This is a genomic window from Actinocorallia aurantiaca (assembly GCF_039533685.1).
Classification (GTDB): Bacteria; Actinomycetota; Actinomycetes; order Streptosporangiales; family Streptosporangiaceae; genus Actinocorallia; species Actinocorallia aurantiaca.
Genome location: NZ_BAAATZ010000003.1, coordinates 479,809 through 506,534, shown reverse-complemented (window position 1 = coordinate 506,534; position 26,726 = coordinate 479,809). Strand labels below are relative to the sequence as shown.

Here is a 26,726-nt window from a genome sequence, read left to right as displayed (position 1 = left end):
TCCTGCGCCGCGCCGACTCCGAACGGCTGGTGCGGGTGCACGAGTTCGGCGAACTGCCGGACGGCCGCCCCTATTTCGTCATGTCCTTACGCGGACGGCGGCTCGCTGGCCGACCGGATGACGGCCGACCGGCCACTTCCGGTCAACGAGGCCCTGGCGCTGATCGAGGACATCGCGCACGGCGTCGAGGTGATCAACAAGCTGGGCGTCATCCACCGCGACCTCAAGCCGTCCAACATCCTGTTCCAGACCACCCAGGACGGGCGGGGCGAGCGGCTGCTCATCGCGGACCTGGGCCTGGCCAAGGCCCTCGCGCACGCCTCGGGCGCGTTCACCCTTCCGGTGGGCACCCCGGGCTACATGTCCCCCGAGCAGGCCAGGTTCGGCGGCGGCCTGGACGTGCGGGCCGACGTCTACGGCGTCGGCGCGCTCAGCTACCACCTGCTGGCCGGACGGTCTCCGGGCCCGGCCCCGGTGCGGGTTCCGGCGAGCAAGCACAACCCGGTGGTGCCCCCGGCCGTCGACGCGGTGGTGCTGAAGGCGCTGGAGGCCGACCGGGAGAACCGCTGGCCGACCGCCGCCGCCTACGCGGAGGCGGTCGCGGCGCTGCGCCGCGGCGAGGAGCCGGTGAAGCCGGCGCGGCCCGAGCCCGAGCCCGCGCCCACCCTCCTGGAGACCTCGCCCGATCTGCAGAGTTTCGAGCCCTACGCCCGCGCCGCTCCGCGGAACGCGGATCCGGACCCGGACAGGACCGCGGCGATCCCGTTCCCCGCCCCCGATCCGGAGGCCACCGTCCTGGACCGCGACGCCCTGCTCGGGCAGCGGCCCGCCACCCCGTTCCAGCAGCCCTCGCCGCCGCACGGGCCGCCCTCCGACCGGTACCGCACGCCGGTCGCCCCGCCGCCTCCGCCCGCCCGGCCGAGGTCGAGCAGGCTGCTGATCCCCGCGGTGGTCGGCGCGGGCGTGCTGGTGATCGGCGCGGTCGCGGTGGTGCTGGTCCGGTTGAGCGGCGGCGAGGATCCGCAGCCGCCCAAGCCCTCCGGACCGCCGCTGGTGCAGGTCGCCGACCCCAGCGGGAAGATCAAGGTGAAGGTGCCGCAGACCTGGGTCCTGGACCCCGCCGAGCCCACCTGGAACCCCGCCGGCAACGCGGGCCTGGGCGACGCGGCCGCCCGCCCGGTGCTGCGCGCCACCCCGGAGAAGGACAACTTCCGCGACCCCACGGACACCGGCCCCGGCCTGTTCGCGGGCCTCACCACCGCGCTGGACGTCCCGCCCGCCACGACCTCCGACCACTCCGACAACTGCACCAAGGGCAAGCCGCGCACCCGCAAGGTGGGCGGCCTCACCGCCACCGTCACCCTGTGGAGCCAGTGCAAGACCGGCGTCCCGATGATCACGGAGGTGGGTCTGGTGGACTCCGGCCGCACCTACGCGGCGTGGGTGCGGATCAAGCAGACCGGGACCCCGGACCTCACCGACCGGATCCTCGACGGCCTGGAGCTGCAGGCGCCGTGACCTCCTCGGAGACGGCGCCGAGGAGGTCGCGGGGGCCGGCAGTCAGCCGCGGACGATCGTGCTGCGGCCGAAGGCCAGGCCGAGGGAGGCGGCCGTCAGCCAGACCGGGCCGATGACGCCCTGGAAGCCGGGCAGGCCGGTGGCGCAGACGAACACGGTGACGACCAGCACGGGCAGCAGGCTGATCACGCCGATCCAGCGGGAGACCGTGCGCTCGCGCAGCGCCATCCAGGCGACGGCGCCCGCGGCGATCACGACGCCGAGCCAGCCGATGAAGCTGCCGAAGTCGTTGAGGACGAACATCATGTACAGGCCGGCCTCGTCGAAGCCGCCCGCCTCGAAGCCGCCGGGCAGGTAGAGGGCCAGGGACCCCTTCCAGGCGTAGCCGAGGGTCAGGGCGCCCGCCGCGGCGGTCAGCGCGTTCGGCACGAGGTGGGCGGCGGTGCTGCCGGGGACCCTGGGCTCGACGCGGCGGCGCCAGGCGGCCGCGAGGATCAGCAGGAAGGCGACCGCCGCGAAGCCCGTGACGATGCTGAGGTGCGCCATCGGCTGGGAGATCTCGCCGAGGTGGGCGCTGGTGTAACTCTGCCCCTTCTCCAGGATGGGGTGGACGTCGCCGATCAGGGTCGCGGCGATGCCGAGCACGCCTGCCGCGACGCCGGCCAGGGGCCAGCGGGCCTTGCCCTGGACGGGCTGCGGGGGGACGGGATGGCCGGGGGAGGTGTGAGCGTGAGCGTGTGTCATGGGGAGCACGATCCGGCGGGAGGCGTCCCGGGTGACAGGGACGCCCACCTCCACCTGCCGGGATACCTGTTCGGGACTGATGACACGCTTTGCCGGTTAATGCACGATTGCCGCATGAAACCGGATCTCAGCGACCGCACGCTCGTCCTGGCCGCCCGCGCCGCCGCGGCCGCGGGCGTCCTCTCCTGCGTCGCCGTCATCCCCCTGCACCGATGGACCACCGCCCGCGCCGAGATCACCGACCTGTACCTGGCCGACCTGGTGCTGGGCACCGTCTGGCCCGCCGTCGGCGCGCTGGTGGCGTCCCGCAGCCCGCGCAACCGGGCCGCGTGGCTGCTCCTGCTCACCTCGCTCATCGGCCCCTACCTGCTGCTCTCCCACTACGCCGCGATCGACGCGCTGATCCGGCCGCTGCCGGGCGCCGCCTTCGGCGCCTGGGTCGCCGCCTGGGGCTTCGCGCCCTACTGGCTGTGCGTGCCGCTGCTGCCGGTCCTCTTCCCCGACGGACGCCCCCCGTCCCGACGCTGGGGGCTGTTCGCCAAGGCCGTCACGGCGGCGGGAGGGGCAGCCGCCCTGGCCGCCATGTTCCATCCCGGCGGCACGGACGTCTCCCCCGTCGTCGTCAACCCGCTCGGCGTCGAGACCCTGGCCGTGCCGCTGGGCGCGGTGACGATGGCCGGCTCCTACTCGACCCTGCTGGTCGGCACGCTCGGCGGCGTCGCCTGCCTGGTGGGGCGGGGCCGGCGCGCCACCGGCGCGGAGCGCGACCAGCTCCAGTGGCTGATGCTCGGCGGGCTGGTCATGGGCGTGTGCCTCGCCTTCGCCGGCCTGACCCTCGCCGGGGGCCTCCTCCCCGAGCTCGCGCTGAGCGCCGGCCTGTTCGCCCTGCCCGCCTCGATCGTGGTGGCCGTGCTGCGCCACCGGCTCTTCGACATCGAGGCGGTGCTCGGCCGGTCCGTCATCTACACCCTGCTGTGCGGGTTCGTGCTGGCCGTGTACGCCCTGGCCGTCATCTGGCTCGGGCGGCTGGCCGTCGGGAGCCCCCTGGGCTACCTGCTGGTCGGAGGCGCCGCCGTGGCGGTCGCCGCCGGGCACGGCACGGTGCAGCGGTGGGTGGAGCTGCTGCTGTTCGGGCACCGCCGCGACCCGTACGCGGTGGTCTCCCGGGTCGGGCGGCAGGTCGCGCCCGCCTCGGAGCCGGTCGAGGCCCTGCGGCGGCTCACGGACGCCCTGCGGCGGGAGCTGGAGGTCCCCTACGTCGCGTTCACCGGCCCGTCCGCCGAGGCCGCCTCGGGCGAGCCCCGGCACGGCTGGCACACGGTGCCCTGCTCGGCGCTCGGCCAGGACCTCGGCGAGCTGCACGTGGGGCTGCGGCAGCCGGGCGAGCGGCTGCTCCCCCAGGAGCGGGAGGCCGTCGACGAGGTCGCCGGGCGGGCCGCGGCCCTGGCCTACGCGGCCGGGCTCGTCCAGGACGTCGCCTCCTCCCGGTCCCGGATCGTCGCCGCCCGCGAGGAGGAGCGCCGCAGGCTGCGCGCCGACCTGCACGACGGGCTCGGGCCCGTGCTGGCCGGAACAGCCCACCAGCTCGACGCGCTCGCCCGCAGGATCGACAGGGCCGGTCACGAGGAGTGGGCGGGCCAGCTGCGCGGCCTGCGCGACCGGGTGAAGACGGCCGTCGGGGACCTGCGGACCGTCGTGCAGGGGCTGCGCCCGGCCGTCCTGGACCAGCTCGGGCTTCCCGGCGCGCTGCGCGAGCTGGTGAACGGCTACGAGACCCCGGCGTGCTCGTACCTCATCGCGCCCGAGTGCGCCGAACTGCCCGCCGCCGTCGAGGTCGCCGCCTACCGGATCGCGTCCGAGGCGGTCGGCAACGGGGTGCGGCACAGCGCGGCGGGCAGCCTGCGGCTGCTGGCCGAGGTCTCCGAGGGCTTCCTCGTCCTCACCGTGGAGGACAATGGCTGCGGCCTGCCCGCCCGCCCGCGGGCCGGGGTGGGGCTGGGCAGCATGCGGGAGCGGGCCGAGGAGGTCGGCGGCCGGCTCGACCTGCTGCCCGTCCCCGGTGGCGGAACCAGGGTCCGGGCGGTTCTCCCCGTTAAGGAGTGAAGTGTCGGTAAGAGTGCTCGTCGTCGACGACCATCCCGTCTTCCGCACCGGCATGACCACGGTGCTGGCCGACCTGGACGGTCTGGAGGTCGTCGGCGAGGCCGGCGACGGCGGGTCGGCCCTGGAGGCGGTCGAGCGGCTGGCCCCTGACGTCGTGCTGATGGACCTGCGCATGCCCGGCATGAGCGGCCTGGAGGCGACCAGGCAGATCACCGCCCGGTTCCCCGAGGTCGCGGTGATCGTCCTGACCATGGACGAGGACGACGACTCGGTGTTCGCCGCGCTTCGCGCCGGAGCCCGCGGCTACCTCCTGAAGGAGGACGGCGGCGAGGACGTGCACCGCGCGCTGCTCGGCGTGGCGCGCGGCGAGGCGGTCTTCGGCCCGCGCATCGCCTCCCGGGTGCTGTCCTTCTTCGCCCGGGTCCCGGCGGGCGCCGCGCCCGTGCCGGTGCCGTTCCCGCAGCTCACCGACCGCGAGCGGGAGGTGCTCGACCTGCTGGCCCAGGGCCTGGACAACGCCTCGATCGCCCGGCGGCTCATCCTGTCGGAGAAGACCGTGCGCAACCGGGTCAGCGACATCCTGGCCAAGCTGCGCGCCCGCAGCCGCGCCGAGGCCGTCGCCCTGGCCAAGGACGCCGGACTGGGCTAACCGTCCGGCCGCTCGGACGGCCGGGCGGCCTCGGGCACCCGGACGTGCTCGGGACGCACCCCGTGGGCGAGCAGCGTGACGACCATGCGGCCGAGCGGCGGCACCCGGGACAGCCTCGACACCGCCTTCAGCGGCGCGGGCGAGAACCTCCCTTCGAGGGCCGGGGCGATGAGCCGCCGCTGGGCCAGCACCTGGAGGCGCTGGATGACGCGGGTGGCCGGGGCCCTGCGGCGCTGGACCGCGGCCAGGTCGCGGGTGGAGACCCGCCCGCGCCGCAGCGGCTCCCACAGCAGGTTCGCCGCGGCGACGGCGTCCTGGACCGCCAGGTTGATCCCGACGCCGAAGACCGGCGACATCGCGTGGGCGGCGTCCCCCACGCACAGCAGGCCGGGCCGGTACCAGCGCTCCAGCCGGTTGACCTGGACCCGCAGGGTGCTGATCGGCCCCATCTCGCCGATCCGGCCGGCCAGCCACGGCGCCAGGTCCGCCACGGCGGCCCCGACCTCTTCCGGGTCGCCGACCGGCCGGTCCTTGGGCACGACGTAGCCCATCTGCCAGTAGGTGTCGCGGTCGATGGCGACCATGAGCCGGCCTCCGCCGCCCACCCGCAGGAAGGGCCCGGTCCGGTCGGACGGCAGCCGCGGCAGCCGGAACCAGCCGACGTCCATCGGCGCGCCGAACTCGCGCAGCGGAAACCCCTTCCGCAGCACCGACCCGCGCCCGTCCGCGGCGACCGAGAGCACCGCTTCCAAGGTCCGCTCCTCCCCGTCCTCTCCGCGGTACCGCAGGCCCGAGCCGGTGAAACCGAGGACCTCGCAGTTCATCCGAAGCCGGAAGTTCGGGTATCTGCGCGCCTCTTCGGCCAGCAGATCCAGGAAGTCCCACTGCGGGACGAAAGCGATGTAGCGGTGCCGTCCCCGCAGCAGCCTCAGGTCGGCCACGAGCAGGGTCTCCTCGTCGGTGACCGCCGACAGCCGCTCGGCCCTGCGCTGGGGCAGCCCGGCGAACCGGGGGCCGAGGCCCAGCTCGTCCAGGACCTCCAGCGTCGAGGGGTGGACGGTGTCGCCGCGGAAGTCCCGCAGGAAGTCGCCGTGCTTCTCCAGCACGACCACCTCCACCCCTGCCCTGGCCAGCAGCAGGCCGAGCATCAGCCCCGCGGGCCCGCCGCCCGCGATGGCGCAGGTCGTCTTCTCCATGAACCGACCATGCCCCGTCCCGGCCTTTCTACTGCTCCGGTTCCTGCACCACCTGCCGTGAACCCCGCTTGAAGGGCAGGGGCAGGGCCTTCCGGGTGAACTTCGGGTCCAGCACGTAGAGGCCGAGGTCCCGCTGGCCCAGCTCGGCTCCGACGGTCTCCTCCGTGGAGACCCTCAGCACGTACCGGGCTTTGGGCGGCATGGTCAGGTCGCCGTCCTCGCCCACTCCCGGGGCCGGCGAGTCCTTCAGCCGGTCGACGACCACGGTGTCCGTCCGCAGCGCGCACATGCCGTGCACCGGCTGGCACCTGGCCCGGACGGCCTCCGGCAGCGACTTCGCCCGGATGAGCAGCTCGCCCGGAGTCGCCAGGGTCACCGGCCTCCGGGTGGTGTTGGCCAGCTCGTACTCGACGTAGGCGCGCTCGCCGGACGTCCCGCCGCGCAGCGCCTTGATCCGGTACGGGCCGTTCAGCTTCACCGGCCCCGCCGAGGAGGCCACCGCCACCTGCTGCGTCGTCACCGACTCCCGGCCGTCGTTCCACGTGGCCACCGCGCCGCCGACCGCCAGGGGGATCATCATCGAGGCGGCGACCAGCAGCGGGCGCAGCGGCATGGACGGCATGCCGTTCAGGCCCAGGTGCGGCTGGATCGGCTCGATCTGCGGCGCGGGCTTGCGCACCGGCACGCGCATCACCGGCAGGGACGGCCAGGAGCGCGCGGACGGCGCCGTCGTTCCGTTCAGCTCCAGCAGCAGCTGCTGGGCCGAGGGCCGGTTCCGCGGCTCCTTGGCCAGGCAGTCCTCGACGAGGTAGCGGAGCCTGCCGTCCAGCCCGTCGAGGTCGGGTTCGCCGTGGAGGACGCGGCCGACCACCTCGGAGATCGACCCCTCGCCGAACGGGGGCCTCCCCGTGGCCGCGTACGTCACCAGGCAAGCCCAGCCCCACACGTCCACGGCCGAGCCGACCTCCGCGCCGGACACCTGCTCGGGCGCGCGGAACGACGGGCCGCTCTGCACTCCCCGCACCCCGCCCGCGTCCAGCGCCGGACCGTACCCGAAGTCGGTGACCCGGGGGCCGCCGGAGTCCAGCAGCACGTTGCCGGGCCTCAGGTCCCGGTGGATCACCCCGGCGCGGTGCAGCGACCACAGCGCCCCCGCCACGCCGATCGCCAGCCGGTCCAGCGGCGGGCCCACCCGGGGCCCCGCGCCCTCGACCACGTCGCGCAGCGACACGCCCCTCACGTACTCCGAGGCCACCCAGGGCACGCCGCGCTCCAGGCCCGCGCCCAGCACCCGGGCCACGCCGGGGTCCTCCACCCGCTGGGCGGCGGCCAGCTCCTGCGCGAAACGCGCCCGCAGCCGGTGGTTGCCGCCGAACCGGGCGTGCAGCAGCTTCACCGCCGCCAGGGCGGCGTCGCGCTCGCCCAGGTAGACCACGCCCTGCGGGCCGCGTCCCAGACGGGCCAGCAGCCGGTAGGGGCCGATCGCCTCGGGATCGGCGGGCAGAAGGTCGTCCATGCCCGGAATCCTCGCCCGGCGCGGGGGTCTGTAAGCGGGAAGGTCTGGCCGGGTGCGGCCAGGGTCATCCAGGGAATGCGACATGCCTCGCCTTGCGATCGGCAACGAACCGGACCTGCCATACGTACAGTCCCAGCTCCCCGGAGGACACGTCCTCCGGGACGGGATCCTTGGTGCGCACCCGCAGGAGGTACGAGGAGCCCGCCGCCATGCTCTCCTCCCCGTCCACCAGCACGAGCGGGTCCGACTCGCCCAGGACCGCCTTGACCGTGGTGGTGTTCTCGACCGTGCAGCGTTCGGACGGGGCGCCGGGCTGCTCGGCGCACGGCACCCCCTCCGGCGCCTTGTCCCGGTCGAGGAAGAGGTCGCCCGGGTACTCCAGCGGCACGGGCTGCTGCTGGGTGTTGGCGAGCATGTAGTCGATATAGGCGTACTTCTCGCCGCCGACCTCCTCGGTGCCGCCCTCCACGGCGGCGATCGTGTAGCCGTAGCCGTCGGTGGAGCGCAGCTCCATCAGCGGGCCGAGCTCCGGCATCGCCGAGGTCGTCACGGTGCCGGTGCCCATCACCGTCCGTCCCGGCTCGGGCTTCTCCCCGCCCCCGGACGGCCAGGCCATGACGGCGCCGAGCCCGAGCACCCCGACCAGCGCGCCCGCCAGCAGGAGCATGCCCGCCTTGGCCGTGCCGTTGCGCTTCCGCGCCCGCTGCACCGCCCGGATCTCCGCGCGGGAGACCGTCGGGCCGGCGGCCGAGGACCGCTGGGAGGCGGGCACCGGCTGGTGGCCGAACGGCATCGACCTGGGCGGCGGGGTCGGCAGCTCCCGTTCCCCCGTCCCGATCAGGTCGAGCAGGAGCTGCTCGGCGGTCGGGCGGTCCGCGGGGTTCTTGGCCAGGCAGGCCGCGGCCAGCTCGCGCAGCCTGCCGGTGAGCCCGCCGAGATCGGGGTCCACGTGCAGGATGCGGTTGATGACCGTCGAGATGGAGTCGTCGCCGAACGGGGGCTCGCCGCAGGAGGCGTAGACGAGGGTGGACGCCCAGGCGAACACGTCCACGGGCGTGTCGACGGGGGCGCGGGAGAACTGCTCGGGCGCCATGTAGGCGGGCGTCCCCAGCGGCCCCCCGCTGGAGGGCCCGGTCGTCAGGTCCAGGGCGCGGGCCACGCCGAAGTCGATGACGCGGGGGCCGTCGGGGCCCAGCAGCACGTTCGACGGCTTGAAGTCGCGGTGCACCACCCCGGCCTTGTGGATGGCGACCAGCGCGGTGGCCGTCCCGATGGCCAGGCGGTGCAGGTGCGTGCCCGTCCTGGGCCCCCACTTCTGCACCATCCGCTTGAGGGACAGGCCGTCGATGTACTCGCTGACGATGTAGGGGACGTCGCCCTCGACGTCCGCGGCGATCACCCGCGCGGTGCAGAACGGGTCGACCTTCTGCGCCGCGGCCAGTTCCCGCGCGAACGCCTGGCGGGCCTGCAGGTCACCGGTGAAGCGGGTGTGCAGAAGTTTGAGCGCGACCCGCTCCCGCCCGTGCGCCAGGGCCAGGTAGACGACGCCCTGGCCGCCCTCGCCGAGCCTGCCCAGCAGCCGGTAGGGACCGAGCTGGACGGGATCGCCCGGTCGCAGCGGCTCCGCCTCTGGCATGACAACCCCCTGTCCACCGGTTCGTTCGTCGATCTCCATTGGTGTGGCGGAAACCATAGAACCCCGGAAGACCCGCTGGCTAGTTCATAGGAACCAGTTCACGGCAGGCGAAGTACTCATCACGGCTCAAGGGGCCACGGCGTCGGCGAGTTCGCGGAGCAGCGCCACCACGCCCCGAGGGCCGTCGACCACGACGTCGGCACGCGCGGCCAGCTCGGTGACCTCGTCAGAACCGCTGCAGACCTTCACCGCCGGGATGCCCAGGGAGTCGGCGGCGTCGAATGCGGCGAGGTCGCCCAGGTCGTCGCCGGCCACCAGCACGGAACCGGCCTTGACCTCGGCGGCGAAGGCGGTCAGCGCCCGGCCCTTGTCCATGCCCGGCGGGCGCAGCTCCAGCACCAGGCGGCCCGGCTCGACGACCAGGCCGGTGCGTTCGGCCAGCGCGGCGACGATCGAGCGCAGCCGCTCCAGCGCCACCTCGGGCTCGGCCGTCCTGCGGGTGTGCACGGCCAGCGCGTGCCCCTTGTCCTCCAGGTGCACGCCCTCGGGGGCGCGCTCCAGCAGGAGCGGGAGCTTGCGGCGGGCCTCGGCCACGCCCGGGTGCTCGGGCGGGCTCTCCAGCCGGCCCTCCGACCAGCGTTCCAGCCCGTACTGGCCGAGGACCGTCAGGTTGTGGACGTCGGCGAGACCGCCGTACTCGACGGCCAGCGCCGCCGGACGTCCGGTGATGATCACGATGGAGCGCAGGGCGGGGGCCAGCCGCCGCAGTACCGGCGCGGCCTCGGGCAGCGCTCTGGCCCGGGTCGGGTCGGCGACGATGGGTGCGAGGGTGCCGTCGAAGTCGAGGGCGACGAGCGCCTCGCCGGGAGCTTGGAGGAGCGGCGCGAGTACGGTCACGCCCTCAGTCTCTCAGGATCGCGAGGAGGTCAGGGGGTGAAGCCGAAACGGCGCGCCGCCCGCTGGCGCTGGCGCTGCGCGCGCACCTTGCGCAGGCGCTTGACCAGCATGGGGTCGTGGGCGAGGGCCTCGGGCCGGTCGATGAGGAGGTTCAGCAGCTGGTAGTAGCGGGTCGAGGACATGTCGAAGGTCTCGCGGATCGCCTGTTCCTTGGCGCCCGCGTGCTTCCACCACTGCCGCTCGAAGGCGAGGATCCCGCGGTCCCGGCCGGACAGGAGGTCTGCGGGGAAGGCGCGCGGGTCGTCCTGGCCCTCGGCGCCGGGCACAGGATCCTCATCGGGAGCATGAGCGGTGCTCATCTGAGTCCCTTTCCTTGGGTTGTGATCCCGTCGTCCGGGTTTGGCGCATCACTCTAGCGGGACCGTCTGACGCCTCGCTGCCATTCTGGTCGTCCATCTACACCGCTATCCGCCCAGCGGTTACTTCTTTTTCCTTCATTCCCCGCCTTCCCGGTTCTCGCCGCAACAACGGCTGTCACTTTGATCACATCCACCCCTGGTACGAACGTTCTGACCTGCGGATCTCCGCTCCGCGCCCCTGAGCCGCCCGGCCTCCCGCCCAGCAGATCGTTTGAACGGTAAAAGCCGCGGCGAAAAGGGATCATGAATGAACGAAGGACAGCGGACATCCGGAAGACGAGACGGAAGGGAACCGATTATCGAGATCCCGCGCGGAGCGTCCCCCGGTCTCCCCGGCCATGCGGGACGCCGATGACGCATGTAGCGTTCGGGTGAAGGCCGAACGCGCCCCCGTGCCGCCCGCTGTCGGCCTCGAGCAGGGAAAGGCATGATGGAGACCTCCACCGACGATCCGGTGCTCGCCCGGATCGGGAGCTCCCTGTTCCGGCTGCGCCGGGCATGGGCCCGGCCCGACCTGGTGAAGAAGCTCCGGGAGCAGGCGCCCGGCCCCCGCCCGCTCCAGCTGTCCAACCTCATGGTCGTCTCCGCCGTCGGACGGCTCGGCGCGCACGGCGAGGTGACCGTCGGGGCCGTCGCCGAACGGCTGGAGGTCGACCCCTCCACCGCCTCCCGGCTCGTCGGGCACGCCATCGACGCGGGCCTCGTCTCCCGCCGCCCGTCCACCGCCGACGCGCGGCGCGCCGACCTCCAGCTCACCGGCGCGGGCCGGCGGGTGCTGGAATCGGCGGACAGGCACCGCAACGCCTATGTCGCCAAGGTGATGGAATCCTGGCCGGAAACCGACCGCAGAGAGTTCGCCAGACTGCTGGCGGCGTTCACCGAAGGGGTCTGCAATGACCCCATGGACCCCGACGACGTCTCCGAGATCTTCTCCGACGCCGAGAGCGCTCCGTGAACACGCGTACACGCGGAGCCCCCCGGACTCCCATGGCACAATGTCCCACTCCCCCGACGAATGAGGAGGTCCGCATGCGGGCGCGCGCGGTACTGCCCATCCTCGCCCTGCTCGCGGGCGCCCCCGGCGTGCTGGTCCCGTCCGCGGCCCACGCCGACCAGATCCGCGACATGCAGTGGATCCACAAGGAGCTCAAGCTCCCGAAGTCGTGGAAGTACTCCCGGGGGTCCGGGGTGACCGTCGCCGTCCTGGACACCGGCATCGACCCCACCCACCCCGACCTCAAGGGCAAGGTCACCTCCGGCCCCGACTACACCGGGCGCAGCACCCCCGCCGACAGCAAGCACTGGGCGCTGCACGGCACCGCGATGGCCGGCATCATCGCCGGACGCGGCCACGGCGCCAACCGCCGCGACGGCGTCATGGGCGTCGCGCCCGGAGCCAAGATCCTCTCCATCAAGGTGACCTGGGAGAACAAGGACCCGGCCCGCAACAAGAAGCAGTTCCTGGAGCTCAACAAGGACGCGATGGCCAAGGGCATCCGCCACGCCGTCGACAACGGGGCCCAGGTCATCAACATGTCCCTCGGCGGCGGCAAGACCGACTACACCGGCAACACCGCCGAGCAGGAGGCCATCGACTACGCGGTCTCCAAGGGCGTCCCCGTCATCGCGTCCATGGGCAACGACGGGGCGGAGCAGAACCGCCGCAACTTCCCCGCCGCCTACGGCAACGTCATCGCCGTCGGCGCGGTCGACAAGTCCCTCAAGCACTGGAAGTCCAGCAACCACAACGAGTGGATCTCCGTGGCGGCCCCCGGCGTCGACATCGTCACCACCCAGCCGAACAACGCCTACGCCACCGACGACGGCACCAGCGCCTCCGCCGCCATCGTCACCGGCGTCACCGCCCTCATCCGCGCCCGCTACCCCGGACTGACGCCCGCCCAGATCAAGGAGGCCCTGGAGAAGGGCGCCGTCGGCCGCCCCGCCTCGGGCCGCGACGACAAGGTCGGCGCCGGCGTCGTGAACGCCTGGCAGGCGCTCCTCGCCGCCCACGGCATCGCCCAGTCCACGGACTCGGCGATCCTGTCGCCCGCCGAGCAGGCGGCCTCCGACCCGACGGCCGAGCCGCCGCCCACGGCCGAACCCGCCGTCCCGCCCGCCTCCGCCGAGGTCCCGGCCGCCACCGGGCCCGGCGCCGAGAAGGCCGAGAAGAAGGCCGACTCCTCGGGCTTCATCGTCTTCGTCCTGATCAGCGGCACCGTCCTCATCACCGTCGGCCTCATCCTGGCGTGGCGCTCGCGCCGCAGGTCCAAGGACGACCCCTTCCTCGACGACGAGCCGGTGGGCGCCCTCCTCGGCATGAGCAAGCCCTCCGAGGACGTTCCCGCCCCGCGGGACTCCCCGGCCGGGCCCGTGGAGCACGCGGAGCCCCGCCCGTCCGTCCACTCCCCCGCCGGCCCCGAGGCCGACCCGCACGACGAGTCCTACCGGCCCCCGTGGGCCTGACCCGCCGAGAACACCCGGTCCACCACCAGCGAGCAGAACGGCCCCGCGCCGGCCAGCTGCTTCTCGCACTCATGCCCGACGAGTCCTGAGAACACCCCGTTCTCCGGGGTCCACACGTTCTCCGCGGGCCGTCCCGCGCCCCTCGCCGGGGCCTCGGGCCTCCCCGGCCTTCCCGCCCTGACGGGCCGCACGGACTCTCGGTGCTTCTTCCGCTTCACGGCTTCGACGGGCTTCGCCGGACGCCAGGCCCGCTTCGCCTGCCGCTCCGGCCCCGTCCCACGCGGCTCGGCCTTACGTGGCGCGGTCTTGCGCGGCGCGGTCTCCGTCCGCTCCAGCACGGGCTCGACCCGCCGGCTTCCGGCCCCGTCCCGGACGTCATTCTCCGTCCCCGCCTTCCGCTCCCAGGCGACCGCGACGCGACGCTCCTCCGCCTGCGGAACCGTTCCTCCGCCGGTCCCGGAGACCACGGCCGCCGCCGGCTCCCCGGCCGCCGCCCCGACCGTCGACGGCGCGTTCCCCCGCGCCCGCTCCGCGAGCAGCATCCACCCCATCGCCGCCACCACGGCCCCCGCGAGCAGCACGGTCCCCCAGCCGGGCCCGTTCCACCGGGGCCGTATCGGCAAGCTGCGGTAGAACCCTCCCGGCGGTGTCCACTCCATGCGTCCGGCCTCCCCGAATCCCGCGTTCTCCGGCTCCTCGCGAGCCGCCCACATCTAACGCGGAACGGGTCTTCACACGGTTCCCATTAGGCCCTACCCATGCCGATGACCTACCCGATCCGAACCCGACACGCCGTCATTCCGACCCGCTCTTGAACCTTCCGGCGTCCGCCCGCGCAGGCCGGTCCCGATGCGGCGAACGTCCCATTCTCCACAAGCTAATCCACAGCTGTGGATAACCCTGTCAGCCTTCTCTCGCCGAAGTCCCCCTCGATCCGGGACCGGAGTCCCTGCCGCCCGCCCTCGGATTCCAGCAGAATCCCCGCGACCGGATCACCATTCCCAGAGAGCGAGAAATGGGCTATTTCTTCAGTTACGCGGATGGCAAGGGACCTGACTTCGACATTCCCGGCAGCGCGATGATCGACGTCCGCGAAGCCCTCCGCATCGCCGTCACCGAGGCCGGACCCGCCTGTCCCGTCCAGATGCACAAGTTCGAGTCGAACGACCATTGGCACGTCTCCCCGGAAGAGGCCCAGGCGATAGCCGACCTCCTCGGCGGACGGAAGGCCGAACTGCTGGACTCCGACTACCGCTGCTACGTGGACGGCGTCTCGGACGGCCTCCTCGGCGACCTCCGCGCCCTCGGTGAATTCAGCGCCCGAGCCGCGACCCGAGGCGGTTTCCACGTCTCCTGACCGCTCTCGCCGAAGCGGCGGGGCGCCGTGTAGTCCTCCGGTGCCACGTCGCGAATCAACCCACGGTGGCAGGCGGGTCACACCGGTCAGCGCCTAACGTGGGCGCCGTGCATCTCGCAGCCTCCTACGACCGCTGCCGTCGCGCGGTCACCGCGGCGCTCGCGACGGGGGCGTGCGACCCGCCCGAGCGCCGGCGCCTGCGTTTCGGCATCGACCAGGCACTGATCGTCGACACCCTGCTGGCCTTCGCGCTGTTCCTGATCACCGGCAACAACGCGACGGACGGCAGGAACCACACCGACATCGTGCCGCTGGCCGCGCTGCTGTCGACCGCGCCGCTCGTCCTGCGCCACCAGTGGCCTCTGGTGGCCTGGCGGGCGGTCCTGGCCGGGACCCTGTTCGCCGTCCTCACCGTGCCCGACCACCGCCCCGAAGCCGCCTGGGGGCCGGGGATCGCCCTGATCCTGTGCCTGTACACGGCGGCGGTGCGTTCGGACGCCGAGACCACCTTCGGGGTGTGGCTGGTGACGGTGGCCATGGCCTTTCCCCTCACCTGGGCGTGGTCCCCGACGGTCATCGCGTGGTTCGCGGCGTCCGTGTCGCTGCTGCTCGGCTACAACGTGCGGGCGCGCAGGCAGGCCCAGCACAGCCTGGCGGCGGAGGAGGCCCGCAGCGCCGAGGAGAAGGCCAAACGCGGCGTGCTGGAGGAGCGGGCCCGGATCGCCCGCGAGCTGCACGACGTGGTCGCCCACCACATGTCGGTGATCGCCATCCAGGCCGAGGCCGCCCCCTACCTGGAGCGGGACCTGCCCGAGCCGATCACCGCCGCGTTCGCCGAGATCCGGGGCACCGCCCTGGACGCGCTGCGGGAGACCCGCCGGATGCTGGGAGTGCTGCGTTCGGAGGACGAGACGGGCGAGACGGCACCGCAGCCGGACCTGTCGGTGCTGGACGAACTGGTCGCCACCGCCCGCGGGACCGGGCTGCGGGTGGACGTGGACGTCTCCGGAGAGCGCAGACAACCGTCACCGGCGGTCGGTCTGTCCGCTTATAGGATCATTCAGGAGGCACTCAGCAACGCTATGCGGCACGCCCCCGGAGCCGCGGTGCGGGTCGAACTGGCGTACCTGGACGAAGCGCTGAGGATCCGCGTGCTGAACGGCCCTCCCGAGGGCCGTCCGGCGTTCCCCGACGGGGACGGCGGCGGGCACGGGCTGGTCGGCATGCGCGAACGCACCTCGATGCTGGGCGGCGGACTGTCGGCCGCGCCGACACCGGAAGGAGGGTTCGCCGTGATGGCGACGCTGCCGTGGGGCGGGTCCGCGTGAGCATCCGCGTGCTGATCGTCGACGACCAGGGCATGGTCCGCACCGGGTTCCGGGTGTTCCTGAACGTGCAGCCCGACATCGAAGTGGTGGGCGAGGCCGCGGACGGCGCCGCCGGGGTGGAGATGGCGGCCCGGCTGCTTCCGGACGTGGTGCTGATGGACATCCGGATGCCGGTGATGGACGGCCTGGCCGCCACCCGCGCCCTGCTGGCCGAGCCGGACCCGCCGAAGGTGCTGATGCTGACCACCTTCGACCTGGACGACTACGTCTACGAGGCGCTGCGGGCCGGGGCCAGCGGATTCCTGCTCAAGGACGCCTCGGCCGCCGAACTGGCCGAGGCCGTACGGATCATCGCGGCCGGGGACGCGCTGCTGTCCCCGTCGGTCACCCGGCGGCTGATCTCCGAGTTCTCCCGACTGGGCGGCCCGCGCGCCCCGTCGGCCAAGCGGATCGACGACCTGACCGAGCGGGAGACCGAGGTGCTGGCGCTGATCGCGCAGGGCCTGTCGAACGTCGAGGTCGCCGCGCGGCTCGTGGTGGCCGAGCAGACCGTGAAGACGCACTTCGGCCGGATTCTGCAGAAGCTCGGGCTGCGCGACCGCGCCCAGGCGATCGTCTACGCCTACGAGACGGGTCTGGTGCGTCCCGGCGACCGGCCGGCCTGACGGGCGACCGGCCGGCCTGGCGGGCGCACCCGTCGTAGTACCCGGGTCGTACGGCGAGGTCGGCTCCGCAGGGTGATCCCCGTTACGGGGTCGGATTCCTAGCTTGGCGTCAGCCCCACGACGCCGACGCCCCGGGAGATCCACATGCGGAGCGCACCAGCCCTCCTGTCAGCCGCCGCACTCGTCACGACCCTGACGGGCGCCCCGCCCGCAGCCGCCTATGCCGCTCCCTCGCCGCTGCCGCCCCTCACCCGGCCGGACGCCCGGTACGCCGCCGTCCAGGCGGACATCGGCCGTGCTCTCACCGCCGCGCACAGATACGGCGAAGGCGGGCGGGTCCGCGTACTGGCGGCCTTCCGCGGCCGCACCTTCCTGTCCTTCGACCCCCGGGGCGCCGGACGGGCCGTGGAGGTGCTCGGCGATCCGGCCACGGCGCAGCGGATCGCGGTCGTCGTCCCGGGCGCCGACAACGACCTCGGCGACTACGACTCCGTCAAGTTCGTCGGCGGCGCCGCGCGCAGCCTCTACGAGCAGGCCGGACGGCTGTCCCCGGGCGCCCGGCTGGCAGTGGTGGCGTGGCTCGGTTACGACCCGCCCCGCACTGCCGGCCTGTCCGTCCTGTCCACGGGGCGGGCCGAGAAGGGCTCCCGCGCGCTGGTCTCCTTCACCCGGGAACTGCGGGCCTTGAACCCTTCCGCCGAGCTCGCCCTGGTCTGCCACAGTTACGGCAGCGTGGTGTGCGCGAAGGCCGCCCCGGACGTGCGTGCGTCCGACATCGCCCTGATCGGCAGCCCCGGGACGACCGCCGACCGGGCCGCCGACCTCTCCCCCTCCACGCGGTTCCCCGCGACCCGGGTCTGGGCCGCCCGGTCCGGCGGCGACTGGACGCGGTTCGTCCCGAACGTCAGGTTCTTCAAGCTCGGCTTCGGCCGCGATCCGGTGTCACGGGAGTTCGGCGCGCGCCCCTTCCCCGCCGGGGACGGCACGCACGCGGACTACTTCAAGCCCGGCGGCGAATCCGTCCGCAACCTGGCCCTGATCGCGCTCGGCGCGCAGGTGCCCCGTGGCTAGCGCGCTGGCCGCCCGGATCGAGGCGGCGACCCCCGCCGGACGCGACCGGGAGATCGACGGCCTGCGCGCGATCGCGATCGCCGGGGTGGTGCTCGGGCACTGGCTCGTCACCGGCCTCACGAACGCGGGCGGCACCCTGTCGGCGGCGAGCCCGCTGCGGGAGATGCCCTGGCTCGCCCCGCTGAGCTGGGTGCTGCAGACCCTCGCCCCCTTCTTCCTCGTCGGCGGCTACACGGCGGCTCTCGGCCTCGGCCGGGCCGGGACATACCGCGCCTGGCTGGGCAGGCGGCTCGCGCGGCTGGCACGGCCCGTACCGGTGCTGCTCTGCTTCTGGGCCCTGCTGGCCCCCGTCCTGTGGCTGGCGGGCCTCGACCTCCCCGACCTGCGGACGATCATCCGGCTCGTGGTGAGCCCCCTGTGGTTCCTCTGCGCCTTCGCCGCCCTGACCGCCCTCACCCCGCTGTTCCGCCGCCTGCCGCCCTGGGGCGCGGTGATCCCGCTGTGCGCCGTCGCCGCGGTCGACCTCTGGCGCCTCGCCCTGGACGGCCCCGCCTGGCTCGGCCTGCTCAACGTCCTCACGGGATGGGCCGTCCCCTTCGCCCTGGGCGCCGCGTGGGCACGCCACGGCGCCCCGTCCCGCCGCGCGTCCCTCGGGCTGCTGACCGGCGGGACCGCGGCGACCGCCGCCCTGGTGGCCTTCGCGGGTTATCCGGCCAGCATGGTCGGAGTGCCGGGCGAGACCCTGTCGAACCTGAACCCGCCGACCCTGGCCGCCGTGGCCTTCGGCGTCGCGCAGACCGGCCTGGCCCTGCTCCTGAAGGACCGCGTCGCCGCCCTCCTCCGGGCCCCCCTGGCCTGGGCCGCGGTCGTCCTGGTCAACCTCTCGGCGATGACGGTGTTCCTGTGGCACCAGAGCGCACTGCTGCTCGTCACCACGGCCACCTTCGGCCTCGGCCCGCTCCCCGGCCTGCACACCGCGCCGGACGCCCCCGCCTGGATCCCGGCCCGCCTCTGCTGGCTCCCCGCGTTCGCCCTGACGTTGTGGGCCTTGTGGGCCCTGTTCGCCCGCTTCGAATCCGCGCGGCCCGGACGGTCGGGCGCCCCGCGGGACGCCGACGGCACCGGTCCGGCGGAGACGGGAAATCCTCGCCTACCCTGACAGGGGCCCCTACACCGCCTCCGATCTGCGGGTCAGAGCCGGGGGATGCCACTATTGAGCGACGAAGCACGGCGGGGTTCAGCCGTGCTATCTATTCATTACCTACCGGAAGGACCAACATGGCCACGCTGCGTCTCGGCGACGAAGCCCCCGACTTCACCGTTCCCACCACCGAGGGCACTGTCAGCTTCCACGAGTGGAAGGGCGACAGCTGGGCGGTGCTGTTCTCCCACCCGAAGGACTTCACCCCGGTCTGCACCACCGAGCTGGGCCGCGTCGCCGGTCTGAAGCCCGAGTTCGACAAGCGCAACGTCAAGGCCATCGGCGTCTCCGTCGACCCGCTGGAAGACCACCACAAGTGGGCCGGCGACATCGAGGACGTGACCGGCAACGCCCTGAACTTCCCGCTGATCGCCGACCCGGACCGCACGGTCGCCGACCTGTACGACATGATCCACCCGAACGCCAACGACACCCTCACCGTGCGTTCGGTCTTCATCGTCAGCCCGGACAACAAGGTCAAGCTGACCCTGACCTACCCGGCCTCCACCGGCCGCAACTTCGACGAGATCCTGCGCGTCATCGACTCCCTCCAGCTGACCGCCCAGTACACCGTCGCCACCCCGGCCGACTGGAAGGACGGCGACGACGTCATCGTCGCCCCCGCCCTCTCCGACGAGCAGGCCAAGGAGCGTTTCCCCAAGGGCTTCGAGACCAAGAAGCCCTACCTCCGCGTCACCCCCCAGCCCAACAAGTAAGCCGCACCACCCCGCTCGTGAGCCGACGGCCTCGGGGCCCGGCTCACGAGCGGTTTTTCATGTCCCAGGCCCCGTCTTCCTGACCGACCCGGTGAATCCGGAAGGCGGCAACGCCCTGGCCCGCGCCATCGCGAACGGCTTCTGAACCGGACTTCCGCCCCGGAGCAGCCGACCAGATGCTCAGGGCCTGATGAGGCCCCCGAAGTCCGCGAGCGACGGCGACCGCCGCATCGATGCCGCGCGACCCCTCCGACCGCCGAGTGACCGGCCCGCCCCGCACAGCACACGCTCCGACCTGGCGGAATAACCACTTGCTCGGATTCCGAGGATGGGTAGATTTCAAGACCATGAGAGCCTTGACCGAGAGTGAGATCCGCGCGTCCTTCATCAACTGCACCAAGGGCGAGGCCCGGCGGCTGCCCGTTCCCCGCGACCTGGCCGAGCGCCCTTGGGACGACCTCGACTTCCTCGGCTGGCGTGACCTCGGCGCCCCTGAACGCGCATACCTCGTCGCCGACCACGGCGGCCGTCTCGTCGGAGTGGCCCTGCGCCTGACCGCGACGAATCGCGGCATGCGCCGCAGCATGTGCTCCCTGTGCCTGACCACCCACACCGGCGACGGCGTGGCCCTGATGACCGCACGCCGCCCCCGCTCGGACGGCGACTCGGTCGGCGGCTACTTCTGCACCGACCTCGCCTGCTCCCTGCACATCCGGGCCCACCGCAACCCGTCACCCGACGACCACTACAAAGACCCCGTGACGGTCGAGGAGAAGATCACCCGCACCACCGGCAAACTCAAAGCCTTCCTCGACCAGCTCCAGCCATGACCTCCTCCAGGCTTGCAGCAGCCCGACGACCGGCGGCATCACACCGAAGACCACCCGCTACCGCTCGTCTCCCGCACCGGCGCCCTTCTCGCCTCCGCCCACCGATGGGTCTGCTTCAAGGGCTGGCAGAGATCAGGCCACGTAGCCCTTGAGCCGGGTGAAGGCCTCGCCCGGTGTTCCCGGCGCGTAGTACCAGGGGTCCTCGGTGACCATCTCTCCGAGGAGCGCGAACGTCCGCGATCCGTAGGAGCGGTCCTCGGCCAGAGCGAACACGAACGCGAAGGAATTAGGCGCTCCCGCCGTGGCGGGCGTCAGCTGGAACGACGGGTGGAAGATCGAGCGGTCCGCTGCCGACCTCAACTCGTCCAGCACCTCGGAACCCGCGAAATAGGCGTCGGTCGCCTCGTCGTCGGACAACCACTTCTCGATATGGGCGTCGGCGACCAACTCGCCCAGAGGGCTGCCGTCCGGTGCCGCGGCGAAGGACTTCCGGGCGAAGGCGAACATCTCCTCGTCGCTGCCGCCCCATTTACCGCACAGGTACTGGAGCATCGAGTTGTGCGCACCGCGCTGGTGCGGCGCGGCGGCGACCGCCTCGGCGAACCTCCGCTCGGTCTCCTCGCGGCCGAGCTGCCTGGCGCGGGCGAGCGTCACCAGGTAGGCCCAGGCCGTCGGGTCCCCCGGGGTCCGTTCGACGACCTCGTCCAGGCAGTCCTCCGCGATCTTCGACCTGCGGGAGAACAGGTGGAACTGCTCCTGGGACGTGAGGTTCGCGGTGGCCGCGCCGCGCGCCTCCCAAGCCCAGTAGACGGCGTGGCAGCCCTGGACGAGCAGCGCGAGCGTCGACTCCGGTTCGGCGTCCACGGCCTGGCCGATCCACTCCTGGAGGCCCGGAGTGTCGGCTGCCGCACTCATCAGGAAGCCGCGCCGGTCGGGATCAGCGGCGGCCGCCTCCAGGATTCGCCGGGCGGCGGGCCAGTCGCGGCCGGTGAGAGCGGTCCGGAGCGCCAGCGCGTCCGGGTCCCCGAGCAGCGGGTCCAGGGCGAACGGCTTCGGCTTGCGGCTGAACAGCCTCATCGGCAGCGGTCTCCTCGCGTCTGAAGGTGCGATGATCTTAGTGATTAACCACTGCGCAGATATGGACTTATGGGGTACTTTCCCGCCACCCCCATCACAGGAGTCCCTTTGCGCGCTCTCTCCTCTCTCGTGCTCCTCGCCGGTTTTTACCTTGTGGCGCTGGCCGAGCTCCTCGCGGCGTTCGCCGCACTGATCTGGCTGATCGACGGCAGTCACGGGCTGGTCGCGGTCTCCCTCTCCAAGCCCGTCTTCGCACTGCTGCTCGGCGGCGTGGGCTTGGGCCTGTGGAAGGCGATCAAGGCGAAGGACGCCCCACCGGACGGCGTCCGGGTCAGCGAACAGGACGCGCCCGAGCTGTGGGCGACCGTCCGGGAACTCGCCGCCGAGGTCCGGACCCGGGCGCCGCAGGAGATCGTCCTCGTCGCCGAGGTCAACGCGGCCGTGCACGAGAAGACCCGGCTGCTCGGGCTGATCGGCGGCAAGCGGACGCTCTGCGTGGGCGTCCCGCTGCTGCTCGGGATGCGCGTCGACCAGATGCGATCCGTTCTCGCCCACGAGTTCGGCCATTACTCGGGGCGGCACGCCCGGCTCGCCGGCGCCGCCTACCGGGGCCGGCTCGCGATCGGCCACGCGCTCTCCGGCGTGCCCAACACCAACGTCACCGCGTGGCCGCTGAAGCTCTACGCCCGGCTGTACCTGCTCGTCGACAACGCCGTCGCCCGCCGCCAGGAGCTGGAAGCCGACCGTTCGGCGGTCCGGCTGGCCGGACGGGACGCCGCGGCCTCGGCGCTCCTCGAGATGCCCGTCCTCGACGCCGCCTGGGACTTCTTCTTCTCCGCCTACGTCGAAGCCGGCTGGACGGCCGGAAATGTCCCTGACGACCTGTTCGGCGGCTTCGTCGAGCTACTCGCCGCCCGCCCCGACGAACTGAAGGAGCTGCGCGCCGAGGCGCCCGACACGAACCCGTCCCGCTGGAACACCCACCCGCCGGTCGGCGTCCGCGTCCAGACGATCATGGCGGCGCCGGAGGACGGCAGGGCCGCCGACGACAGGCCCGCGACCGTCCTGCTGGCCGACCCGGCGGAGACCCGGCGCCGCGCCCAGCAGGGCCTCATCGCCTCCGCCGGACGCACCGTGCTCCCCTGGCCCGACTTCACCCATGCCGCGATCACCGCGCGGATGCAGGAGACCGCCGACCGGATGTTCCGCTCCGTCTCCCGGACCACCGGCATCGCCAGGCCCGGCCTGCCGGAGCTCCTCGACCTGATCGAGCAGGGCCGCCTCACCGACCTCGCCCAGCCGTTCTTCCCCGACGCCACCCGCAAGGAGCTGCCCGGCAGGTTCGCCCGCTCCCTCGTCCTGCTGTTCGAGCTGGCCGCGATCCGGTCCGGCGTGCTCCGCTGGCGGCACTCCTGGTCGGACCCGGCGGAACTGCTCACCCCGGACGGCCGCGAACTCGACCTCTCCCCGCTCGCCGAACTGGCGGTCACCGACCCGGCCGGGGCCCGAGCGGCCCTCGCCGAACTGGGCATCGAGACGGCGACGGCCGCCGTCCGGGCGGACAAGGTCTCCGCGTCCGGATCGGAGATCCTCGCCGGCATCGCCAACATCAAGATCGACGGCGTCGACCACGACCTGCTCGTCCTCTCCCGAGGCCTGGTCTTCCTCCCCGACCCCGGTTCGACGGGCAAGGGCGAGAAGCGCCTGCGCGACCTCGTCGACGGAGCGTCGCCCGAGCACCTCGCGGCCCTCGGGACCTTCCTCCCCTTCGAGGAGCTCTCCGACGCCGAAGTCCACCGCGACATCCCGGTGAAGGCCACTCTCATCCACCACACCGGCCGCCGCGTCGAACTCGCCGAACGGCTCACGAGCGAGACCCTCACCAAGAAGTCACAGGAAGTTCTCGCCCACGTCCTCAAGCAGATCCACCTGGAATCCTGACGACCACCCGCCCGCCGGCGACCCCGGCGGGCGGACCGGAGCGCCCGGACCCGGGGGTTCCACAGGGGTGACGGCCAGAAGGTACTCCTCACCTTGGCTCCGACGGCGCGATGTTGGCCTGCTGCGATCAGGAAGGGGCCGGCTTGCCGGATGAAGTGAGGAAGCTCAGGCTTCTGGTGATCGGCCGAAGCCGCCCACTAACACTGATCTTCGAATTCTGGGCTACAGAGTTCGTCCTTGAAGCGGGTCGAAACGTCGTCATCCCCGCTTCGAGTTCGCCCAGCCAGCCCTCGTAGGGGCGGCACCTCTTCGATACGAACGCCAGCTGATCTCTGGTTCCTTCTCTCGGTACCGGTCCTGGATCCATGGACGTCCGCACAGGTCCGGCACCATCCGCGGCGACCGTCAGGCAGTTGGCCAGTCAGCGCTCGGGCATAGGCACCGGTGGAAGTCCGGTATGTCCAGGCTTGTTGCTGCTCGCCTTGCTACTTCAAACGGGTTTCATCGCTACGTCTTCAAGCCCGGCCGCAGCGGCCAGCCGATGGACTCGGTGCCTTGTCCGGCGGATCATGCTTTGACACCCTTGCCGGGACGAGACGGGAGCTTCATGCGAACCTCACAGGCGGTACAGCGCCGCCCGCCCGGAGCGTAAGCGCTCTTCTGACGGCGGGCGTGCTCCTGTGGACAGCGGCGGTGTTCTGGGACCTCTTCGGCGCACTCCTGTGGCTGGCGCTCAGCCTGGTCACCCTGGTCTGCTGGGTCCGGGGCATCATCGCCGCCGCAGCGGCAGCCCGAGAGGAAGACGACCGTGCCGCCCGTGCGCGCGCGGCATACTCACGCTCAAAGCCGCTTTCGTCCCCCTCTTCGCATGCGCATCGCTGGCCGTCGCCGTACCCGACCTCCCCACTCGCGTCGCCTTCACCGTCTCCCGTCCCTTCCTCGACCGCGCCGCCGACTCTCCGTCCGACGACACCCGCTTCGCAGGAGTGCTCCCGGCCTCTCTGGAGTACAAGGAACAGGCAGCCGTCTACTACTTCGTAGGCACCTCATTTCCCCTCACTTTCGAAGCCTGCGGCTTCGTACGCATCGCCCTCGGCAGATGTGCGGTTAGTCAGACCAAGCCCTGTACGGACAGGTCAAAGGCCGGTTACGATCTTCAGAACCGGCCTCTGACCTGGGTGGAGATGAGGGGATTCGAACCCCTGACCCTTCGATGCGAACCAAGCGGCCCAAGATCGATACCAGCTCGGGTCCAGCCCTGACCAGCACTGCAGGTCCATGCCCGTCCTCTGCGGCCCGTCTCCGTCCCTCGTGGTTGTCACCCACTTGGTCACCCACCCGGACCGGTTTCCGAAGACCGCCAAGAGCCCGTTTCATCCTTCGTCGGCGTCCTCGATACAGGAAGGCCCTTCTTGCCGAACACGGGACATCCGAGTGAGCGCGTAAGGGCTCTTCGCTGCCGCTCGGTCAACTCGTTGGCGAAGACCACCGCACTAGCGTCGGTCTCAGCCACGGCGGCGGCTATCTCCCGCACCTTGCCCGTAGTCATCAGGGTCTGCGAGGAGCAAGGCCGATCCATGTTCGCTTTTCCGCCTGAAGATCTGCCCTTCCGGTGCTCGGAGATCCCCCGCCGCTGCACGAACCTCCCCACCACGTTCCCGCCGAGTCCCGTCACCTCAGCGGCAAGCTGATCCATGACCTCGTCGTAGTCCTTCAGCTTCGCAGAGAACAGCCCGGCGACGACCACACCGTTCGCACAGATCGCTTCCCGCGGATCGACTACCGCCGAGGGCACGGGCTCGCTCCCGCGAACCTTCCGAACCTGCGGACGCCACCGCGAATACCGCATAGCTCAAGACGCTAGCAACCGCGACTCCGCCACCGCGACCCTACGGTTACCGCCCTGCGCCATCCGAGCAACCTACGACACACGGTTAGAAACGGCCTGCCAAAACTATTCCTGATCTGCGAAATCCCCGAGATTTTAATGCCCGTGCCCGCCACATACCCGTGGACCATCAAGATTTCGGTTCAGCCGTCGCGGCCACCTACCTGGGCCCGCCTTCCCGATGGCAAGCCGACCTGGACCACAAGAGCCGTCAGGCCCCAAGGACCGGAAGCGGCACGGCAGCCAATCGCCCCAACCACATGCCGACCTCCACCCCGTCGTGGCGATCGTAGGACCTAAGACCACGTCTTACGTGGCTTTTCGGGCGCTCTGCTGGGATGATGTCGTGCTGTGTTGATGTCGACTCTGGGCCTGCGACTGGTGCCCGACGAGCTGTGGGAAATCGTGGAGCCGCTGGTCCCGCAGTACCCGGCGCGCAGACAGGGCGGCGGGACTGCTCCAGCCGATGACCGGGCGGTGTTCACCGCGATCGTCTACGTGTTGACCAGCGGCTGCGCCTGGCGGAACCTGCCGACGGAGTTCGGGGCCTCGCCGGCCACGGTGCACCGCCGGTTCGTGTTCTGGACGAAGCAGGGTCTGTGGCAGGCCTTCCACCAGGCGGTGCTGGACGAGCTCGGCTCCCGAGCCGAAGTCGACTGGAGCAGCGCGATCGTGGACGCCGCCGTCGTGCGGGCGAAAAAAGGGGCAAGCTGACCGGACCCAACCCGGTCGACCGGGGCAAGAAGGGCAGCAAACTCCACCTGGTCTGCGACACCGCCGGCCTGCCGCTGGCCATGCTCGTCACCGGCGCCAACGTCCACGACACCCACGGGTTCAAGCCGCTCATCGAGGCCATCCCCCAAGTGCGCTCCCGCCGCGGACCACGCAGGCGCCGCCCAACCAAGGTCCGCGCAGACAAGGCGTACGAGGCTGCTGAGCTGCGCAGATGGCTGCGCCGGTGGGGCATGGCCTCCCGCATCGCGCGCAAGAGCGTCGAGTCCAAAGACCGTCTGGGCCGGCACCGGTGGAAGATCGAGCGGACCATCTCCTGGCTGCTGGGCTACCGCCGCCTGGCCGTCCGCTACGAGCGCCACGGTCGTCTGTTCACCGCGTTCCTCACTCTCGCGGCTGCTCTGATCTGCTACAAGAAGCTCTCCCGAATCGCCACGTAAGACGTGGTCTTAGGAAAGCCATCCGCAGGCCGAACTTCTGACGTTCCGGACGGATGGCAGGCGGGGCGTACGAGCCGCCAGGCTCGGTAGCGCCGCCGGAAGCGCTCGCGGGTCCTGAACGGAGAACGGGCCACGGGCCTTGCAGGGCGCGAAGGAAGATTCCGGCAGGCGGGGTGCGGGAGGGGCGGAGCCACTCGCCCGGGGTCCGGGGCGGAGCCCCGGTGGGCACAGTCCCGAGCGTAGCGAGGGGCCGAGACAGGGAGAGCAGCCGAGACAAGCCCTCTAGCCGTGCTCCGCAGCCGCAGGAGCAAGCCAAAGAGCGCCCGTCACCACAAA

General features: G+C 72.0%; 23 protein-coding genes. 14 read left to right on the top strand and 9 right to left on the bottom strand.

What is annotated here, in order from left to right:
• Positions 1-117 precede the first annotated feature (117 nt).
• Positions 118-1,518, top strand: a complete 1,401-nt coding sequence (locus ABD327_RS05565; RefSeq protein WP_344449048.1) for a serine/threonine-protein kinase — start codon at positions 118-120, stop codon at positions 1,516-1,518.
• Positions 1,519-1,560: 42 nt separating this feature from the next.
• On the opposite strand, the gene ABD327_RS05560 is transcribed toward ABD327_RS05565, so the two are convergent.
• Positions 1,561-2,262, bottom strand: coding sequence for a hypothetical protein (locus ABD327_RS05560; RefSeq protein WP_344449047.1), 702 nt, complete (start codon positions 2,260-2,262; stop codon positions 1,561-1,563).
• Between the two features lie 114 nt (positions 2,263-2,376).
• Here ABD327_RS05560 and ABD327_RS05555 point away from each other — a divergent pair, with 114 nt between their 5' ends.
• Together ABD327_RS05555 and ABD327_RS05550 are read left to right on the top strand one after the other, a co-directional pair.
• On the top strand, positions 2,377-4,365 hold the full coding sequence (locus ABD327_RS05555) for a sensor histidine kinase (RefSeq protein ID WP_344449046.1): 1,989 nt from the start codon (positions 2,377-2,379) through the stop codon (positions 4,363-4,365).
• Position 4,366: 1 nt separating this feature from the next.
• Positions 4,367-5,014: a response regulator gene (locus ABD327_RS05550; protein ID WP_344449045.1), complete on the top strand. Its 648-nt coding sequence runs from the start codon at positions 4,367-4,369 to the stop codon at positions 5,012-5,014.
• Here ABD327_RS05550 and ABD327_RS05545 read toward each other — a convergent pair.
• From ABD327_RS05545 to ABD327_RS05525, 5 genes are all read right to left on the bottom strand, one after another.
• Complete coding sequence (locus ABD327_RS05545) at positions 5,011-6,210, bottom strand: FAD-dependent oxidoreductase (protein WP_344449044.1); 1,200 nt, start codon at positions 6,208-6,210, stop codon at positions 5,011-5,013. The two genes, ABD327_RS05550 and ABD327_RS05545, sit on opposite strands and share 4 nt — an antisense overlap.
• Before the next feature lie 28 nt (positions 6,211-6,238).
• Positions 6,239-7,726 carry a serine/threonine protein kinase gene (locus ABD327_RS05540; RefSeq protein WP_344449043.1) on the bottom strand — a complete coding sequence of 496 codons (1,488 nt, stop codon included), beginning with the start codon at positions 7,724-7,726 and terminating at the stop codon, positions 6,239-6,241.
• Positions 7,727-7,790: 64 nt separating this feature from the next.
• Entirely contained in the window at positions 7,791-9,362 is a 1,572-nt protein-coding gene (locus ABD327_RS05535) for a serine/threonine protein kinase (protein WP_344449042.1), read from the bottom strand.
• 126 nt (positions 9,363-9,488) lie between these two features.
• Positions 9,489-10,259 (bottom strand): trehalose-phosphatase, encoded by a 771-nt coding sequence (gene otsB, locus ABD327_RS05530; RefSeq protein ID WP_344449041.1) that lies wholly within the window; start codon positions 10,257-10,259, stop codon positions 9,489-9,491.
• A 29-nt stretch (positions 10,260-10,288) separates the two neighbouring features.
• Positions 10,289-10,618 (bottom strand): DUF3263 domain-containing protein, encoded by a 330-nt coding sequence (locus ABD327_RS05525; RefSeq protein ID WP_344449040.1) that lies wholly within the window; start codon positions 10,616-10,618, stop codon positions 10,289-10,291.
• Positions 10,619-11,105: 487 nt separating this feature from the next.
• Here ABD327_RS05525 and ABD327_RS05520 point away from each other — a divergent pair, with 487 nt between their 5' ends.
• Together ABD327_RS05520 and ABD327_RS05515 are read left to right on the top strand one after the other, a co-directional pair.
• The gene (locus tag ABD327_RS05520) at positions 11,106-11,633 is read left to right on the top strand and encodes a MarR family winged helix-turn-helix transcriptional regulator (RefSeq protein ID WP_344449039.1); all 528 of its coding nucleotides are present in this window, start codon (positions 11,106-11,108) and stop codon (positions 11,631-11,633) included.
• A gap of 74 nt (positions 11,634-11,707) precedes the next feature.
• Positions 11,708-13,144 (top strand): S8 family peptidase, encoded by a 1,437-nt coding sequence (locus ABD327_RS05515; protein ID WP_344449038.1) that lies wholly within the window; start codon positions 11,708-11,710, stop codon positions 13,142-13,144.
• On the opposite strand, the gene ABD327_RS05510 is transcribed toward ABD327_RS05515, so the two are convergent.
• Positions 13,123-13,767, bottom strand: a complete 645-nt coding sequence (locus ABD327_RS05510) for a hypothetical protein (protein WP_344449037.1) — start codon at positions 13,765-13,767, stop codon at positions 13,123-13,125. The two genes, ABD327_RS05515 and ABD327_RS05510, sit on opposite strands and share 22 nt — an antisense overlap.
• Before the next feature lie 392 nt (positions 13,768-14,159).
• Between ABD327_RS05510 and ABD327_RS05505 the strand changes: the two genes are divergently transcribed.
• From ABD327_RS05505 to ABD327_RS05475, 7 genes are all read left to right on the top strand, one after another.
• Positions 14,160-14,501 (top strand): hypothetical protein, encoded by a 342-nt coding sequence (locus ABD327_RS05505; RefSeq protein ID WP_344449036.1) that lies wholly within the window; start codon positions 14,160-14,162, stop codon positions 14,499-14,501.
• 107 nt (positions 14,502-14,608) lie between these two features.
• Entirely contained in the window at positions 14,609-15,829 is a 1,221-nt protein-coding gene (locus tag ABD327_RS05500; RefSeq protein ID WP_344449035.1) for a sensor histidine kinase, read from the top strand.
• Positions 15,826-16,494, top strand: coding sequence for a response regulator (locus ABD327_RS05495; RefSeq protein ID WP_344449034.1), 669 nt, complete (start codon positions 15,826-15,828; stop codon positions 16,492-16,494). The genes ABD327_RS05500 and ABD327_RS05495 overlap by 4 nt, the downstream gene beginning before the upstream one ends.
• A 144-nt stretch (positions 16,495-16,638) precedes the next feature.
• On the top strand, positions 16,639-17,565 hold the full coding sequence (locus tag ABD327_RS05490; protein WP_344449033.1) for an alpha/beta hydrolase: 927 nt from the start codon (positions 16,639-16,641) through the stop codon (positions 17,563-17,565).
• The gene (locus tag ABD327_RS05485; RefSeq protein ID WP_344449032.1) at positions 17,558-18,724 is read left to right on the top strand and encodes an acyltransferase family protein; all 1,167 of its coding nucleotides are present in this window, start codon (positions 17,558-17,560) and stop codon (positions 18,722-18,724) included. The genes ABD327_RS05490 and ABD327_RS05485 overlap by 8 nt, the downstream gene beginning before the upstream one ends.
• A gap of 119 nt (positions 18,725-18,843) precedes the next feature.
• A complete protein-coding gene (locus ABD327_RS05480; protein ID WP_344449031.1) occupies positions 18,844-19,482 on the top strand; it encodes a peroxiredoxin in 639 nt (212 codons plus the stop codon).
• A 347-nt stretch (positions 19,483-19,829) separates the two neighbouring features.
• Positions 19,830-20,312 (top strand): FBP domain-containing protein, encoded by a 483-nt coding sequence (locus ABD327_RS05475; RefSeq protein ID WP_344449030.1) that lies wholly within the window; start codon positions 19,830-19,832, stop codon positions 20,310-20,312.
• 132 nt (positions 20,313-20,444) lie between these two features.
• On the opposite strand, the gene ABD327_RS05470 is transcribed toward ABD327_RS05475, so the two are convergent.
• The gene (locus tag ABD327_RS05470; protein WP_344449029.1) at positions 20,445-21,389 is read right to left on the bottom strand and encodes a hypothetical protein; all 945 of its coding nucleotides are present in this window, start codon (positions 21,387-21,389) and stop codon (positions 20,445-20,447) included.
• A gap of 108 nt (positions 21,390-21,497) precedes the next feature.
• Between ABD327_RS05470 and ABD327_RS05465 the strand changes: the two genes are divergently transcribed.
• Complete coding sequence (locus ABD327_RS05465; RefSeq protein ID WP_344449027.1) at positions 21,498-23,330, top strand: M48 family metallopeptidase; 1,833 nt, start codon at positions 21,498-21,500, stop codon at positions 23,328-23,330.
• Positions 23,331-24,660: 1,330 nt separating this feature from the next.
• Here ABD327_RS05465 and ABD327_RS05460 read toward each other — a convergent pair.
• Complete coding sequence (locus tag ABD327_RS05460; RefSeq protein WP_344449026.1) at positions 24,661-25,125, bottom strand: HflX-like GTP-binding protein; 465 nt, start codon at positions 25,123-25,125, stop codon at positions 24,661-24,663.
• A gap of 450 nt (positions 25,126-25,575) precedes the next feature.
• On the opposite strand from ABD327_RS05460, the gene ABD327_RS05455 reads away from it, so the two are divergent.
• Positions 25,576-26,390 (top strand): IS5 family transposase gene (locus tag ABD327_RS05455; RefSeq protein WP_425547073.1). Its coding sequence is split into 2 segments (ribosomal slippage): positions 25,576-25,920 and positions 25,923-26,390, totalling 813 coding nucleotides; the frame shifts between segments, so codons are not numbered across the junction.
• Positions 26,391-26,726 lie beyond the last annotated feature (336 nt).

What these genes read in the sequence shown, in the direction of transcription:
- ABD327_RS05565 (WP_344449048.1), top strand. Translation starts at nt 118, where the DNA reads ATGACGGCCGACCGGCCACTTCCGGTCAACGAGGCCCTGGCGCTGATC.
- ABD327_RS05560 (WP_344449047.1), bottom strand. Translation starts at nt 2,262, where the DNA reads ATGACACACGCTCACGCTCACACCTCCCCCGGCCATCCCGTCCCCCCG.
- ABD327_RS05555 (WP_344449046.1), top strand. Translation starts at nt 2,377, where the DNA reads ATGAAACCGGATCTCAGCGACCGCACGCTCGTCCTGGCCGCCCGCGCC.
- ABD327_RS05545 (WP_344449044.1), bottom strand. Translation starts at nt 6,210, where the DNA reads ATGGAGAAGACGACCTGCGCCATCGCGGGCGGCGGGCCCGCGGGGCTG.
- ABD327_RS05540 (WP_344449043.1), bottom strand. Translation starts at nt 7,726, where the DNA reads ATGGACGACCTTCTGCCCGCCGATCCCGAGGCGATCGGCCCCTACCGG.
- ABD327_RS05535 (WP_344449042.1), bottom strand. Translation starts at nt 9,362, where the DNA reads ATGCCAGAGGCGGAGCCGCTGCGACCGGGCGATCCCGTCCAGCTCGGT.
- ABD327_RS05525 (WP_344449040.1), bottom strand. Translation starts at nt 10,618, where the DNA reads ATGAGCACCGCTCATGCTCCCGATGAGGATCCTGTGCCCGGCGCCGAG.
- ABD327_RS05520 (WP_344449039.1), top strand. Translation starts at nt 11,106, where the DNA reads ATGATGGAGACCTCCACCGACGATCCGGTGCTCGCCCGGATCGGGAGC.
- ABD327_RS05515 (WP_344449038.1), top strand. Translation starts at nt 11,708, where the DNA reads ATGCGGGCGCGCGCGGTACTGCCCATCCTCGCCCTGCTCGCGGGCGCC.
- ABD327_RS05505 (WP_344449036.1), top strand. Translation starts at nt 14,160, where the DNA reads ATGGGCTATTTCTTCAGTTACGCGGATGGCAAGGGACCTGACTTCGAC.
- ABD327_RS05490 (WP_344449033.1), top strand. Translation starts at nt 16,639, where the DNA reads ATGCGGAGCGCACCAGCCCTCCTGTCAGCCGCCGCACTCGTCACGACC.
- ABD327_RS05480 (WP_344449031.1), top strand. Translation starts at nt 18,844, where the DNA reads ATGGCCACGCTGCGTCTCGGCGACGAAGCCCCCGACTTCACCGTTCCC.
- ABD327_RS05475 (WP_344449030.1), top strand. Translation starts at nt 19,830, where the DNA reads ATGAGAGCCTTGACCGAGAGTGAGATCCGCGCGTCCTTCATCAACTGC.
- ABD327_RS05470 (WP_344449029.1), bottom strand. Translation starts at nt 21,389, where the DNA reads ATGAGGCTGTTCAGCCGCAAGCCGAAGCCGTTCGCCCTGGACCCGCTG.